Origin of the sequence: Sphaerisporangium dianthi (assembly GCF_042654065.1) — a bacterium.
GTDB classification, from domain to species: domain Bacteria; phylum Actinomycetota; class Actinomycetes; order Streptosporangiales; family Streptosporangiaceae; genus Sphaerisporangium; species Sphaerisporangium dianthi.
This window is the reverse complement of record NZ_JBHSFP010000042.1, coordinates 40,708-55,741: the sequence shown is the minus strand read 5'-3', so window position 1 is coordinate 55,741 and position 15,034 is coordinate 40,708. Positions and strand designations below refer to the sequence as shown.

At 70.3% G+C, this 15,034-nt stretch carries 10 protein-coding genes; 8 read left to right on the top strand and 2 right to left on the bottom strand.

The genetic code is table 11. The annotated features are described in order from the left end of the window. Positions 1-462: 462 nt before the first annotated feature. Together ACFO60_RS36490 and mgrA are read left to right on the top strand one after the other, a co-directional pair. A complete protein-coding gene (locus ACFO60_RS36490; RefSeq protein ID WP_380850489.1) occupies positions 463-2,547 on the top strand; it encodes a S9 family peptidase in 2,085 nt (694 codons plus the stop codon). Next, positions 2,544-3,551 carry an L-glyceraldehyde 3-phosphate reductase gene (gene mgrA / locus ACFO60_RS36485; RefSeq protein ID WP_380850486.1) on the top strand — a complete coding sequence of 336 codons (1,008 nt, stop codon included), beginning with the start codon at positions 2,544-2,546 and terminating at the stop codon, positions 3,549-3,551. Before ACFO60_RS36490 ends, mgrA begins: the two co-directional genes overlap by 4 nt. A 194-nt stretch (positions 3,552-3,745) precedes the next feature. Here mgrA and ACFO60_RS36480 read toward each other — a convergent pair whose 3' ends face one another. Beyond that, positions 3,746-6,364: a flippase-like domain-containing protein gene (locus ACFO60_RS36480; protein WP_380850484.1), complete on the bottom strand. Its 2,619-nt coding sequence runs from the start codon at positions 6,362-6,364 to the stop codon at positions 3,746-3,748. A 343-nt stretch (positions 6,365-6,707) separates the two neighbouring features. Here ACFO60_RS36480 and ACFO60_RS36475 point away from each other — a divergent pair, with 343 nt between their 5' ends. Next, a complete protein-coding gene (locus ACFO60_RS36475) occupies positions 6,708-8,723 on the top strand; it encodes a molybdopterin-containing oxidoreductase family protein (RefSeq protein WP_380850481.1) in 2,016 nt (671 codons plus the stop codon). A 6-nt stretch (positions 8,724-8,729) separates the two neighbouring features. Here the strand turns inward: ACFO60_RS36475 and ACFO60_RS36470 are convergent, their stop codons facing one another. Next, complete coding sequence (locus ACFO60_RS36470) at positions 8,730-9,179, bottom strand: GNAT family N-acetyltransferase (protein WP_380850478.1); 450 nt, start codon at positions 9,177-9,179, stop codon at positions 8,730-8,732. Between the two features lie 117 nt (positions 9,180-9,296). Here ACFO60_RS36470 and ACFO60_RS36465 point away from each other — a divergent pair, with 117 nt between their 5' ends. The 5 genes from ACFO60_RS36465 (at position 9,297) to ACFO60_RS36445 (ending at position 14,962) form a co-directional block, all read left to right on the top strand. Next, positions 9,297-9,749: a hypothetical protein gene (locus tag ACFO60_RS36465; protein ID WP_380850475.1), complete on the top strand. Its 453-nt coding sequence runs from the start codon at positions 9,297-9,299 to the stop codon at positions 9,747-9,749. A 221-nt stretch (positions 9,750-9,970) separates the two neighbouring features. Next, positions 9,971-10,522, top strand: coding sequence for an RNA polymerase sigma factor (locus tag ACFO60_RS36460; RefSeq protein WP_380850472.1), 552 nt, complete (start codon positions 9,971-9,973; stop codon positions 10,520-10,522). Further along, positions 10,519-11,364, top strand: coding sequence for a hypothetical protein (locus tag ACFO60_RS36455; protein WP_380850469.1), 846 nt, complete (start codon positions 10,519-10,521; stop codon positions 11,362-11,364). The genes ACFO60_RS36460 and ACFO60_RS36455 overlap by 4 nt, the downstream gene beginning before the upstream one ends. Before the next feature lie 205 nt (positions 11,365-11,569). Further along, positions 11,570-13,033, top strand: a complete 1,464-nt coding sequence (locus tag ACFO60_RS36450) for a hypothetical protein (RefSeq protein ID WP_380850467.1) — start codon at positions 11,570-11,572, stop codon at positions 13,031-13,033. 105 nt (positions 13,034-13,138) lie between these two features. Next, on the top strand, positions 13,139-14,962 hold the full coding sequence (locus ACFO60_RS36445; protein WP_380850492.1) for an acyl-CoA dehydrogenase: 1,824 nt from the start codon (positions 13,139-13,141) through the stop codon (positions 14,960-14,962). Positions 14,963-15,034: the final 72 nt, after the last annotated feature.

Sequence of the window (15,034 nt, the reverse complement as noted above, 5' to 3'; positions counted from 1 at the left end):
CTGGCTTTTAACACACTGTTGAGTTCTCAAGAAACGGACGCGTACACCAGCCGGAAACCAGACCCACCAGGAGCCCGACCCCGGTCCGGGGCGTTCATTTCGTCTGCCTTAATTCTAGCCGACCCGGCCGATCAGAGCCAAATCGCGGTGTTACCCGCACTTGACTTCCAACGACCCGAACCATCTAGCATTCAGGCCGCCCCGTTTCCAGGGCAACCCCTCTAACTTACCCGATCGGGTCGAGCGGCGCAAACCGCCCGGTCAGACCGGTGAAGTTCGTGGGGTTCCGGTCACCTCCCGCACGTGCCCACGCCGAGCCGCTGGTGCGGTGGTTTGGGGTTGTGCCGGGCGATGCCGACTCCAGAAGATTAGCAGCCTTCGGGAGTGTCGGCGCACACTTCGCTGTCATGGACCCGCGTCATGCCCGCTGGCCGGGCAAGACCGCGCCATAGACTCGGCGACGTGAGCAGCGACATGCCTCCCGTGGCGAAGAAGGTCCCGGCCGAACGCACTCATCACGGTGACACCGTGATCGACGAGTACGCGTGGATGACCAGCAAGGAAGATCCCGACACGGTCGCCTACCTGGAGGCGGAGAACGCCTACACCCAGGCCCGCACCGAGCACCTGCGCGGTCTGCAGGAAGAGATCTTCCAGGAGATCAAGGGCCGCACCCTGGAGACCGACCTTTCGGTCCCCACGCGCAAGGGCGGCTGGTGGTATTACTCGCGCACCGCGGAGGGCAAGCAGTACGGCATCCAGTGCCGGCTGGAGGCCACCGGCGACACTCCTCCGGAGCTCAAGCCGGGCGAGGCTCTTCCGGGTGAGCGGGTGATCCTCGACGGCAACGAGCTGGCGGGCGACAGCCCGTTCTTCGCCGTGGGCACCTCGGCGGTCTGCCCGGACGGCACCGTGCTCGCCTACTCCACCGACTTCAGCGGCAACGAGCGCTTCACCCTGCGATTCAAGCGGCTCGAGACCGGCGAGATGCTGACCGACGAGATTCCCGGCATCTTCTACGGGGGCGCCTGGGCGGCCGACGGCTCGGCGTTCTTCTATACGACCATCGACGAGGCGTGGCGGCCTTACCGCGTGTACCGGCACATCATCGGCACTCCCGCCGAGGACGACGTGCTCGTCTACGAGGAGACCGACGAGCGGTTCTGGGTCGGCGTCGGCCTCACCCGCAGCGAGCGCTATCTCGTCCTGAGCGCCGGAAGCAAGATCACCAGCGAGGTGCGCGTCCTGGACGCCGAGTACCCCACGGGCGAGTTCCGGGTCGTCCGTCCTCGCAAGACCGGTGTCGAGTACTCCATCGACCACGCGGGCGACCGCTTCCTCATCCTGCACAACGAGGGAGCGCAGAACTTCGAGATCGCCGGCGCCCCGGTCGACGACCCGGCCGCGTGGACGCCGCTCATCCCGCACCGCGACGACACCCGGCTGCTCGACGTCGACGCGTTCAGCGACCACACCGTCGTGCACTTCCGCCGCGACGGCCTCACCGGCATCCGCGTGCTGCCGACGGACGGCGAACCGTACGAGATCTCCTTCCCCGAGCCGATCCACTCCGCCGAACCGGCCGGGAACCCCGAGTTCCACACCAACCGGCTGCGCCTGGCCTACACCTCGATGGTCACGCCTCCGTCGGTGTACGACTATGACCTCACCGATCATGAGCTGATCCTGCTGAAGCGCCGTCCGGTGCTGGGCGGGTACGACCCCGAGGACTACGAGCAGTTCCGAGGGTGGGCGACCGCCGACGACGGCACGCGCATCCCGATCTCGATCGTCACGAAGAAGGGCACCGAGCGGCCCGCTCCCACCGTGCTCTACGGGTACGGCAGCTACGAGACCTCGATCGACCCCTCCTTCTCGGTGGCGCGGCTCAGCCTGCTCGACCGCGGCTTCGTCTTCGCGATCGCGCATGTCAGGGGCGGCGGCGAGATGGGCCGCCAGTGGTACGAGCAGGGCAAACTCGGTCACAAGAAGAACACCTTCAGCGACTTCGTCGCCACGGCGCGGCACATGAAGAAGTCCGGCTGGTCCCGCGACATCATCGCCAGGGGCGGCTCGGCCGGCGGCCTGCTGATGGGGGCGGCGACCAACCTCGCTCCCGAGGCGTTCACGGGTGTCGTGGCGGAGGTGCCGTTCGTCGACGCCCTGAACACGATCCTCGACCCGTCGCTGCCGCTCACCGTCATCGAGTGGGACGAGTGGGGCGATCCGCTGCACAACGCGGACGTCTACGACTACATGAAGTCGTACACCCCTTACGAGAACGTCGACGACCGGGTGTACCCTCCCATACTTGCGCTGACCAGCCTCAACGACACCCGTGTGCTGTACCACGAGCCGGCGAAGTGGATCGCCCGGCTGCGCTCGACCGCCCGGGGCGGGCCTTTCCTGCTCAAGACGGAGATGGGCGCCGGTCACGGCGGGCGGAGCGGCCGGTACGACGCATGGCGCGAGGAGGCCTTCACCCTTTCGTGGATCATCGACCGGGCCGTCTCGCGGAAGAACGAAGAGACAGGGGAGACGCAGTGACCTATTCGGCGGCAAGCGAGCGCTACGAGCGCCAACCGTACAACCGGTCGGGCAGGAGCGGCCTGAAGCTTCCCGCGGTCTCGCTCGGCCTGTGGCACAACTTCGGCGACGACAAGCCGTTCGACACACAGAGGGCGACGCTGCGCAGGGCGTTCGACCTGGGAGTGACCCACTTCGACCTCGCCAACAACTACGGCCCGCCGTACGGCTCGGCCGAGGCGAACTTCGGGCTGCTCTACGCTCAGGATTTCCGGCCGTACCGCGACGAGCTGATCATTTCCACCAAGGCGGGCTACGACATGTGGCCAGGCCCCTACGGTGAGTGGGGCTCGCGCAAGTACATGCTGGCCAGCCTCGACCAGTCGCTGGCGCGTATGGGGCTCGACTACGTCGACATCTTCTACAGCCACCGGCCCGACCCCGACACCCCGCTCGAAGAGACGATGGGGGCGCTGGACACGGCCGTGCGTTCGGGGCGTGCTCTGTACGCGGGCATCTCCAACTACACGCCCGAGCAGACCAGGGAGGCGGCCCGCATCCTGCGCGAGATGGGCACCCCGCTGCTCATCCACCAGCCGCGCTACTCGATGCTCGACCGCGCGATCGAGGACGGCCTGCTCGACACCCTGGAGGCCGAGGGCGTGGGATGCATCCCGTTCTCGCCGCTGGCGCAGGGCATCTTGACCAACAGGTACCTGAAGGGCGTCCCCGAAGGGTCGCGCGCCTCCCAAGAGCGGTTCCTGCGGCCGAGCCAGCTCACCGACGAGCTGCTCCAGCGGGTCCGCGCCCTGAACGACATCGCTGCCGGCCGCGGCCAGTCGCTCGCCCAGATGGCGCTGGCGTGGGCGCTGCGCGACCAGCGGGTGACCTCGGTGCTGATCGGCGCGAGCAGCGTGCGGCAGCTGGAGGACAACATCGCGACCGTCGATCGCCTGGACTTCTCCGCCGAGGAGCTCGCGGCGATCGAGAAGGAGATCCCGCAGCCGGGCGAGCGCATCGTCTGACCGGCGGATCCACAAGGCCCGGCCCCGGCACACGGGTCCGGGCCTGCTTCTTTCCCGCCTGTCTTCTGTCCAGAATTCGTGATCACGGCACCGATCCCGCGCCGGAGACCGTGACCACGGCCGGGCGGTCAGAGGTCCCGTCGGTCACAAGGGCCGGGCGGTCAGAGGCCCCGCCGGTCACCGGGGCCGGGCGGTCACAGGCCGTCGTGCCGCTGGAGCCAGGCGAAGGACGCCCATCCGGGCAGCACCGGCAGCCAGAAGGTGAGCAGCCGGTAGAGCAGCACGGCGGACGTCGCCACGGTGGGCGGCAGCCCGGACAGGGTCAGGCCGACATAGAGCGCCCCCTCGACCGCCCCCAGCCCACCGGGGGTCGGGGCCGCGGAGCCGATGGCCGTGCCTGCCAGGACGACGATGGCCACGGCCGCGAAGCTCAGCGAGCCGCCGAAGGCCTTCACGCAGGCGGCCAGGCAGATGATGAAGGTCAGCGTGAGCAGCAACGTGCCGCTCAGTCCTTCCACGATCTTGCGCGGTGACTGCAGCACGTCCAGCAGGCGGGGCATCACGCCGGAGAACAGCGCGCGGATGCGCCCGGTGATCAGGCGCCGGAGCGGCGGCACGGCGAGGACGATGAGCACCAGCACGGCGCCGGACAGCAGCGCGATGACCAGGCCGCGCGATGGGCTGACCGACGGAGCCGCCTTGATGCCGGTGAGGTAGCCGAACAGCAGGAGCAGCAGGATGTGGCAGCCGAGCCCCACGAGTTGCGAGGCGCCCACGCTCGCCACGGCGAGGCCGGGCGCGATGCCGCGTTTCTGCAGGAACCGCGAGTTGATGGCCACCGCGCCGACGGCGGCGGGGGCGACGAGCTTGACGAACGAGGCGGCGAACTGGGCCAGGACCGTCTGCCCGAGGGGCAGTTTCTCCGGGACGAAGCCGCGCACCATGAGCGCGGCCGCGACGTAGCTCAGGCCGGCGGCGGCGAGCGCCACCCCGCCCCAGCCCCACTCGGCGGTGGTGATCACTTCGGTCAGGTTGACCCGGCTGAGCTGCGAGAGCAGGAAGTACGCGGCCAGCGCGCTCGCGATGATCGTCACGAGCGTGCGGGGCTGGAACCGCTCCAGGCGCACCTCCTCGACCTGCACCTGGGGGGTGAGGGCCAGGATGTGCTCGCGCAGCGCCGGCAGCAGCCCCTTGTCCTTGCTGACCTGGGCGCGCGTGCCGCGGGTCAGGGCGATGCGCTGGAGCAGGGGGAGGGCCCCGGCGAGCGCCCGCTTGGGGATGACCTCGGCGGCGCACATGACCGAGCGCTCGGGCCCGACCCGCAGCGCGAGGTAGGTGAGCAACTGGGTGACGTCCAGGCGCAGGAGCAGGTCGCCGGCCGCGATCTCGCCGCTGCGGGCGTCGGTGAGCACCACCTCGCCGTCGCCGTCGACGTGGATGCTCTCACCGGTGAGGTGCCGGTGGGCCAGGCGCTGGGCCTGGAGCAGTTCGACCTGCTTCCATATCTTGACCAGCAGCTCGTCGGCGAGCTCGTCGTCGGGCACGTCGTCCAGCGCGCGGGTCTCGAGGTGCTCGTAGGCGAGGAGCGCGGCGTCGGTGCCGATCTCGCTGGTGCCCACCAGGCGCGCGGTGTTCACGCCGGCCGCCTGGGCGGCGTACGCCATCAGGGCCTCGCGCTCCAGTTCGGCGCGCAGCGAGCGGATGGCCCTGCGGCGGGTCTCGGAGCTGAGCCGGATGCCGCGCCACAGGCGGTACAGCACCCCGGCGACCTGCCGGTCGCGGTCGAGGACGGTGACGTCCAGTTTGCGTCCGTCGGCCATCGTCACGGCGTAGCGGCGGCTGCCCTGAGCGTCGTCGGCCATGCGCCTGGCCTTGGCCGGGGTGAACCCGAGGCGGCGCAGGGAGGCCATGACGGCGCTGCCCGGCGGCCGGGTGTTGGGGCTGCCGACGACGTAGAGGGTGGCGTACCCGACGGCCAGGCCGACGAGGTAGGTGACGAAGACACCGAGCGCTGTGGCGTCCGCGCTGGTGAACAGCGCGAACACGTCCAGGGCGATCGCCATCCACATCATCGCGCGCCAGGTGGGGCGGCGGGAGATGCGCACGGCGGTGACGTAGGCGACGACCGAGGTGAGCAGGGTGTTGAGCGGCTCTACCTCGCGTCCTCCGGTGAGCAGCAGGCGCAGGTCGTCGGGGCCGGCCACGGCCAGCCACTCGCCGAGGACGAACGAGACGAGCATGCCGATGATCGCCGCGATGAGGCCCTCGGCCACGCGCAGCCCGTCACGGTGGAAGACCCGCTCGACGGCGAAGGCGGCCGGCACGGCGAGGACGGCGGTGCCGGCGAGGAAGCTGGCGATGCCGATGAGCAGTTCGGGGGCCCGGCTGGTGCCGTCGGTGACGTCGGCCTCCAGGCCGTTGAGCGTCTGCTTGGCGACGAGCGCGAGCAGGACGGCCGCGGTCAGCGCGAGGAGGGTGACGAAGAAGCGCAAGGCGTCGGACGGCCGGCGGATGCGCTGGGGCAGCAGCGGCTCGACGACGGGCACGATCGGTTCGCCGGGGGCGGAGTGGGAGTCCTTCGCCCGGCCCGCGGCGGAACGCTCTTCCTCCGCCTGTGCGGTGGGACCGTCCTCGGCGGCGGGACCGGCCGCGGAACCGGCCCCGCTCTCGGCGGGGATCGCGGTCTCGGCGGCGGAGACGTCTGTGGGAAGGCCAGGAGCGCGCGGGCCGTTCGGGGTCATGGAAGAACCGGCCACGGAGATGTCCTCCGCCGCCGCCTCCTCCGCCTCGCCGCGCTCTCTGATGTCGGTCACCGCTGGCGTCTGCGCACGTCTCGGGGCATATGATCTTTCCCTGTGGTCTGTTCACCGGTGAAGAGCAGGAGCTCACCGGCGTTCGGGCGACCCCGTCGGCTCATGCCTCAGCGGTCGTCGGCGAACTGGTGCACCCCGGCCATTCGCTGACACTCTACGGCGCGCTCGCCCATGAGGGATCAGTCAGATGGGGCGTCATCAATGGTGGCGGTATGACGGCCCTTGGCACATCGCCCGTAAGTATGGGCTGCTCGCACTACCTGGGACGGATGCCCGGTTCGCTCTACTCCGCACACAGCAGGCGCCTGTGTCCGTTGCGCATCCTTTATGTACCGTTCTATTCATGAGTCGTGAGCTGAACGTTCTTGGCGCCTGCCCACTTGACTGCCCGGACACCTGCTCCTGGGTCGTCACCGTCAAGGACGGTGAGGCGGTGCGCCTGCGCGGCAACCACGACCAGCCCTACACGCGCGGTGCTCTGTGCGTGAAGGTCAACCGCTATCTGGAGCACACCAAGGCGGCCGACCGGATCCTTCACCCGATGCGCCGGGTCGGCCCGAAGGGCTCTGGCCGGTTCGAGCGCATCACCTGGGACGAGGCGCTCGACGAGATCGCGCGCCGGCTCACCGGGATCATCGACGAGTACGGCGGCGAGGCCATCTGGCCGTACCAGGGCACCGGGACGCTCGGCTACATCCAGGGCGAGACGGGCCAGGCCGGCCGGCGGCTCTGGAACGCCCTGGGAGCCTCCTACCACGACCTGAACATCTGCTCGAGGGCCGGCAACCTCGGCCTCAGGCGGACGAACGGGACGCCCGGCGGCATGGACCCGGAGTCGTTCGCCGAGTCCCGGCTGATCCTGCTGTGGGGGACGAACACGCTGACCAGCGGCCACCACCTGTGGAAGTTCATCCAGCAGGCGCGGGCGGCGGGCGCGCACGTGGTGACGATCGACCCGATCAGGACGCGCACCGCGGACCAGGCCGACGAGCACCTGGCGATCCGGCCCGGCACCGACGCCGCGCTCGCGCTGGCGTTGATGCACGTCGTGCTCGACGAGGGGGCGGAGGACCGCGATTTCCTGGAGAACCACACGCACGGCTGGGCGGACTTCGAGCGAGAGATCCGGAGATATCCGCCGAGTGTGGCGGCCGAGATCACCGGTATCCCGGAGAAGGACATCCGCGCCCTCGGCGTACGGCTCGCGCACACCCGGCCGACCGGCATCCGGGCCACGATGGGCATCCAGCGCCACCGGGGCGGCGGCACCGCCATGCGGACGATCGCCTGCATCCCCGGCGTGACCGGCGACTGGCGGCACGTGGGCGGCGGCGTCTCCTACTCCACCAGCGCCCACGTCCCCATCCAGGCCGATGTACGCCCCGACCTGCTCCCCGGGCCGGTCAGGACGCTGACGATGACCCGGCTCGCCGAGGGCCTGGCGGACGCCGCCCGTCCGGTGAAGTGCCTGTGGGTCTACGCCGCCAACCCGATGGGCAGCACCTCCGACCAGAACCGGATACGCGAAGGGCTGTCGCGCGAGGACCTGTTCACGGTGGTGATGGAGCAGTTCCCGACCGACACCGTCGACTACGCCGACATCGTCCTGCCGGCGACCATGCAGATCGAGCACTTCGACCTGCACGCCGGGTACGGCCACATGTACCTGATGTGGAACGAGCCCGCCGTGGCCCCGCCCGGCGAGTGCCTGTCCACGACCGAGACCTTCCGCAGGGTGGCCCGCCGTCTCGGGCTCACCGAGCCCTCCTTGTACGACTCCGACCTCGAGATCGCCGGGCAACTGCTGTCCGGCGGCCATCCGGCGCTGGAGGGGATCACCGTCGAACGGCTCCGACGGGAAGGATGGGCCCGCATGAACTACCCCGATCCGTTCCTCCCCTTCGCCGACGGTTTTCCCACCGCCTCGGGGAGGCTGGAGTTCCCGGCCGAGAACGAGGGGTACGTCCCGCCCTTCTCGGCCGTCACCGGCGGGCCGTACAAGCTGGCGATGATCACCCCGGCGGCGCACACCTTCCTCAACACGATGTTCGGCAACAATCCGGAGCTGGGGCGCCGCGCCGGAACCCCGGAGATCCTGGTCAGCGGCAAGGACGCCGCCGAGCGCGGGCTGAGCGACGGGCAGCGCGTCCGGGTGTTCAACGGCAACGGCGAGATGACCCTCCACCTGCGGATCAGCGACCGGGTGGCCCAGGGGGTCGTCGCGACCACCAAGGGCAACTGGCCCAAGCTCAGTCCCGGCGGGGTCAACGTCAACGTCCTGGTCGACGAGCAGGACGCCGACATGGGCAGGGGCGCCGTCTACCACGACAACCTCGTGGAGATCGCTCCGCTGCCCTGACGCCGGTCACAGGGCGAGTTTGAAGCCCACGTGGGAGTCGACGAAGCCGAGCGAGGTGTAGAAGCGGTGCGCGTCGGCGCGGGCCTTGTCGCTGGTGAGCTGCACCATCCGGCAGCCGCGGGCGCGGGCGCGGTCGACGGCCCAGCGGATCATCGCGCCGCCGGCGCCCTGCCCGCGATGGGCGGCGCTCACCCTGACGGCCTCGATCAGCGCCCGTTCCGCGCCCTTACGGGACAGGCCCGGGATGTAGGTGATCTGCATCGTGCCCGCCACCTGGCCGTCGATCTCCGCGATGACCAGTTCCTGCCGCGGATCGGCGTCGATGGCCTGGAAGGCGTCCAGGTAGACCTCGTCCGACGGATCGCCCTCCCGCGCCGCCGCGATCGGGTCGTCGGCGAGCATGGCCACGATCGAAGGGACGTCTTCCCGGCGAGCAGCGCGAAAGAACACAGACATCCCCAAAGGTTATCCACCCCGCCACGACCACCCAAGAACGGCCGCAGGAGGTGTCAGGGGCGGATCAGGGTTCGTCCCCGATGTGCCTAAGCCGTCGTGCGGGGCAATCTGTGAGACATGAACGAACTGACTCGACGCGACGAGATGTCGCTCGCCGGCGCGGCCCTGCGGGGCGCGCCGTGGAAGGCCGCGGCGATCACCGGTGGTGCGAGCGCGGCGATCAGCTATCTCATGGGTGTCGTCCTCCCTGGCCCCGCCGACCTCACCTGGGCCCTGTGCGTCGGCATCACCCTGTTCAGCCTGGTCGCGGCCATCGGCGCGGTCAGCAAGCCGAACGTCGGCGATCGCGTGACCCGGCAGGCCCGGCTCTGGTCGCTGCAGCACCCGTGGCGGTTCGCGCTCTACCCCGGCATCGCGGCGGCCGTGCTGATGTACCCGGTGCAGCTCGTCTTCGACCAGGAAGGCGTGTTCGGCGCCGCCTTCGCCGCGCTGTGGGGCGGCGCCCTGGTCTACCTGATCGCGGCCATCGGCACGCTGTCGCTCAGGGGAAAGGCCCAGTCGGCCCGCTGATCCACCTTCCGGGGCCGCCTGGCCGGCGCGCCCCGGACCCCATCCCGGGCCCCCACGGCCCGCCTCGTTTCCCCGGGCCGTCACCCCAGTGGCGGCCCGTTCGCATTCCCTGATCCAGCCTTCATGGGGTGAAACGTTTCTCGATAGCCGGACATGTGTGGTGACGAGTGGCTCCTCCGGCCAGGCTGGGTGGAGCAGTCCCCCATCGGAAGGACGGCGGCGTGGGACCACCCGACCCCAGGCGGCGTTTCGAGGAGATCTACGTGGCCCACTATGCGGATCTTCTCGGGTACGTCCGGCGGCGCACCCAGTCCCCCGACGACGCCGCCGACGCGCTCTCGGAGACCTTCACCACCGCCTGGCGCCGGGTGGGCGACATCCCCGAGGGAGAGCAGGCCCGCCTCTGGCTGTACGGGGTGGCGCGGCACGTCCTCGCCAACCAGCGCCGCGGCGAGCTGCGGCGCACCGCCCTGGCCACGCGCCTGCGCGACGAGCTGGCCACATGGGAGCAGGACGAACCCCACCGGGACGTCGGCGCGATCCGCGAGGCGTTCCAGCGGCTCGGCCCGGACGACAGGGAACTGCTGTCGCTGGTGAGCTGGGAAGGGCTGGACACCATGCAGATCGCCACGGTGCTGGGCTGCTCGCGCGGCGCCGTGCGCCTGCGCCTGCACCGCGCCCGCAAACGGCTCGCGCGAGAACTGGACGCCGCGGACCTGGATCTGGTCGTCTACGGCCCGCGCGCGGTCGCGCTGCTGAAGGGGCAGTCATGAACACCGACCTCGACCGCCTGGTCGCCTCCATCGCCCCCTCGCCCGGCCCCGGCCTGACCCCCGGCGCGCTGGAGCTGCTCGACGAGATCACGACCGGCACGGCCTGCGACTCGGACGCCGTGACGGCGGTCCAGCAGCGGGGACGCCTGAGATGGCATCGGCGCCTGCGCGTGCTGGCTCCCCTGGCCGTCGCGATCGTGCTGGCGAGCTGGTTCCTGCCGGACGCCGCGGGCCTCGGCCCCCGCCCGGCCTCGGCCGCGCTGGACATCACGCGCGAGGGCGGCGACTACATCGTCACGGTGAAGGACCTCTTCGCCGACCCTGAGCGCTACGAGAGGGAGTTCAGGGCCGTCCACCTGAACGTCCGGCTGAGCCTGGAACCCGTCACCCCGAGCCTGGAGGGGGTGATCATGACCTTGAGCAACGAGATCACCGCCCTGGAAGCGCCTGGCTGCGGCTTCCCACGTCGCTGGCAAGGGTGCCAGATCGGCCTCAAGGTGCCGGTCGGCTACCAGGACCGGGCCAACGTCGTGCTCGGACGCGAGGCGCGTGCGGGCGAGGAGTACAAGGTGAGAGCGACGCTGGCCGCCGACGGCGAGCCGCTCCACTGCACGCCCTTCGTCAACAAGCATGTCCCGGTCGTCGTGCGGATGCTCAAGGAGCGGGGAGTGCCGCGCGTGGAGTTCGTGACCTATCACGGCCTCGTCCCGTCGGCGGCGGACTCGTGGTACGTCCACGACGGCGTGATGAGCCGGCCCGGCACGGCGCTGCTCCTGGTCGACGTGGCCCCCCATCCGGACCCGCTGCTCAACCTGCGGAACCACTGCCCCGGACGTTCCTGACCGGCGATCATCCACGGAGGGGGCGGGGGCCGTTCCGCCACCTCGCGACCGTCCCGGACCGCGGGCGCATCGCCTGACCGGGCCGTCCAGATCTGATCTGACCGCCTGCCGTCGTCCGGGCCCCGTCACGCCCTGAGCCGTCTACTCACCGCATATGAGATGACACGTGCTGTCATCGGCATGCCCGAAATCGGAGTGGACATCGATGCAGACCCTCCCTCGCACGGCATCCTCCGACGCCCTCGACCGGGCTCGGCGCACCTTCGGCCTCCACCGCCTCTTCACGGTGGTCCTGGCCTCGGCGGCGGCGTTGCGGGGGGTGACGATGCTGGGGTATCGGCCGGCGCAGTTGTACTGGTACGACTCGTTCACCTATCTGGACGTGGCTTCGCATTTACGCCCGTCGCTCGGCTTCCATCCGAGCGGGTATCCGCTGCTGCTGTGGATGCTGCGGCCGTTCCACAGCGTGACCCTGGTGGCCGGCGTCCAGCATGCGATGGGGCTCGGCATCGGAGTGATGATCTACGCGGTGCTGCGCCGGCGTGGGCTTCCGGCCTGGGGGGCGTGCCTGGCCGCCGTGCCCGTCCTGTTCGACGCGTCGTTCCTGCGGCTGGAGCAGGCCGTGCTGTCGGACACCTTGTTCATCTTCCTCGTCGTCGCGGCGCTGGTGGTCCTCGGCTGGTCGCCCAAGCCGGGCGTGCGAGCCTGCGCCGCGGCCGGGGCACTGCTCGCCCTGGCCGCTCTGACCCGGACGATCGCCCTTCCGCTGCTGGTCATGGTCCTGCTCCATCTGGGTGTGCGGCGGGCAGGCCTGAGGCGCCTGGCGGCCGCGGCTCTTGCGGGCGCACTTCCGCTGGTCGCGTACGCGGGCTGGAACGCGCAGGTCAACGGGCGGTTCGCCCTGACGGGCGGGGACGGGGTGGTGCTGTGGGCGCGCACCATGACCTTCGCCGACTGCGACGTGATCGAACCGCCGGCCGCCGAGCGCGCCCTGTGTCCCAACGGGGCATGGCAGGACGCGGCGTCGGAGTACGTGTGGGACCCCGCCGCCTCGCTCAACCGGCTGCCGGGCGGGCGGGACGGCAACAACGACCTGGCGCGATCCTTCGCGCTGCGCGCCATCATGGCCCAGCCGCTGGACTACCTCGCCGACGTGGCCAGGGACACCGCGCTGACCTTCGCCTGGACGCCGGTGCGGCACCCGATGCGGGTCACACCGGCCTTCGGCTTCGCGCGAGGCGAGTGGGCGCTGCCTGACTATCCGCTGGTGGGGAAGGTCCGCCGGGAGTACGACCCCGCCATCCGGGGGTTGAGTTCGGCGGAGCCGTGGGCCGGGTTCCTGGTGGCCTACCAGTACCCGGCGTACCTGCGCGGCCCGTTCATCGCGCTGATCCTGCTGGTGGGCGGGCTGGGCGCGGTCACCGGGCGGCGGCGCGCGGCGCTGCCGTGGGCGGCGGCGGTCTTCCTGCTGGCCGGCCCGGTGGCGGTGCTCGACTTCGACCACCGCTACGTGCTGCCCGTGATCCCGGTGGCCTGCGTGGCGGGCGCTCTGGGAGCGGCCGACGTCGCCAGCGCCGTGCGCCGCCGATTGGGGAGGACCGCGCGGGTCGCCGGGGACGGGAGGCGGGATCCCGCAGGTCAAATGGCTCGCACGGGAGGCGACGGATAGCACTTTCACCCCAGTTTGTAGGGGTTACTCGCGGGTAGCATCTGAGGTAAGGTTACTCACCAGTAGGACACTGCCCGCATGCCTTGGACGAGGGGACGCGCAGCCATGGGCCACTACAAGAGCAACGTTCGAGACCTTGAGTTCAACCTCTTCGAGGTGCTCGGCCGTCGTGAGATCCTGGGCGCCGGGCGGTTCGCCGAGGTGGACGAGGACACCGTGCGCAGCGTGATCGCCGAGGTCCAGCGGCTCGCCACCGGCGTGCTCGCCGACTCGTTCGAGGAGGGCGACCGCACTCCGCCGGTCTTCGACCCCGCCACCGGCACGGTGACGATGCCTCCGCGCTTCAAGAAGTCCTATGAGACCTTCCGGGACGCGGGGTGGACCAATCTCGACCTGCCGGAGGCGCTCGGCGGCCCCGGCCTGCCCCGCAGCGTGAGCTGGGCCGTCGCCGACATGATCCTCGGCTCCAACCCGGCCATCTGGATGTACTCGAGCGGCCCCGCCTTCGCCCACGTGCTGCACACCATCGGCACCGAGGAGCAGAAGCGGTTCGCCATGCTGGCCATCGAGCGGCAGTGGGGCGCCACGATGGTGCTGACCGAGCCGGACGCCGGCTCCGACGTCGGCGCGGGACGCACCAAGGCCGTCCAGCAGCCCGACGGCACCTGGCACATCGAGGGCGTCAAGCGCTTCATCACCAGCGCCGAGCACGACATGACCGAGAACATCTTCCACCTCGTGCTGGCCCGGCCCGAGGGCGCGGGCCCCGGCACCAAGGGCCTGTCGATGTTCCTGGTGCCCAAGTACCACGTGGACGTCGAGACCGGCGAGCTCGGCGAGCGCAACGGCGTGTACGTGACCAACGTCGAGCACAAGATGGGCCTCAAGGTCTCCACGACCTGCGAGCTCACCTTCGGCGAGAAGCACCCGGCCGTCGGCGTCCTGATCGGCGGGGTGCACGAGGGCATCAAGCAGATGTTCATGATCATCGAGCACGCGCGCATGATGGTCGGCACCAAGGCGATCGCCACCCTGTCCACCGGTTACCTCAACGCGCTGGAGTACGCCAAGCAGCGCGTGCAGGGCGCCGACCTGACCAGGATGGCCGACAAGACCGCTCCCCGCGTCACCATCGCCCACCACCCGGACGTCCGCCGCGAGCTCATGCTCCAGAAGTCCTACGCCGAGGGCCTGCGGGCGCTGGTGCTGTACACGGCGACCTTCCAGGACGCGGTGCAGATCGCCGAGTTCGAGGGCACGAGGGACGCCGCGGCCGAGGCGATGAACGACCTGCTGCTCCCCCTGGTGAAGGGCGTCGGCTCCGAGCGCTCGTACGAGATGCTGGCCCGCTCGCTGCAGACGCTGGGCGGCTCGGGCTACCTCCAGGACTACCCGATCGAGCAGTACATCCGGGACGCCAAGATCGACTCGCTGTACGAGGGCACCACGGCCATCCAGGGCCAGGACCTGTTCTTCCGCAAGGTCCTGCGCAACCAGGGCGCCGCGCTCGGCGCGCTGCTGGCCGACATCACCGGCTTCGCCGCCTCCGACGCCGGCAACGGCAGGCTCAAGGAGGAGCGGAAGCTGCTCGACGAGGCCGCCGGCGAGGTCAAGGCGATGGCCGACACCATGGCCGGGTGGGCGATCGGGTCGCTGGAGAACCCGAAGGAGGTCTACAAGGTCGGCCTCAACACCACGAGGTTCCTGCTCGCCCTCGGCGACCTGGTGATCGCCTGGCTGCTGCTCCGCCAGGCCGACGTGGCCCTCAAGTCCCTGGGCGCCTCCGACCGCGACAAGGCGTTCTACACCGGCAAGGTGGCCGCCGCGTCCTTCTTCGCCCAGACCGTCCTTCCCCGCCTGTCCGCCGAGCGCCGGACGCTCGCCGCGACCGACCAGAGCCTGATGGAGCTGCCCGAAGAGGCCTTCTGACCCGGGGTCTCGGACACGCCGCGCACGGCCCGCCGTGCCCGCCGGGCGCAGATCGCCCGGCGGGCACGGGGA

Bases quoted from the DNA above. Each gene is read 5' to 3' on its own strand.
- ACFO60_RS36470 (WP_380850478.1), bottom strand. From the start codon at position 9,179: ATGTCTGTGTTCTTTCGCGCTGCTCGCCGGGAAGACGTCCCTTCGATC.
- ACFO60_RS36475 (WP_380850481.1), top strand. From the start codon at position 6,708: ATGAGTCGTGAGCTGAACGTTCTTGGCGCCTGCCCACTTGACTGCCCG.
- ACFO60_RS36450 (WP_380850467.1), top strand. From the start codon at position 11,570: ATGCAGACCCTCCCTCGCACGGCATCCTCCGACGCCCTCGACCGGGCT.
- ACFO60_RS36445 (WP_380850492.1), top strand. From the start codon at position 13,139: ATGGGCCACTACAAGAGCAACGTTCGAGACCTTGAGTTCAACCTCTTC.
- ACFO60_RS36455 (WP_380850469.1), top strand. From the start codon at position 10,519: ATGAACACCGACCTCGACCGCCTGGTCGCCTCCATCGCCCCCTCGCCC.
- ACFO60_RS36465 (WP_380850475.1), top strand. From the start codon at position 9,297: ATGAACGAACTGACTCGACGCGACGAGATGTCGCTCGCCGGCGCGGCC.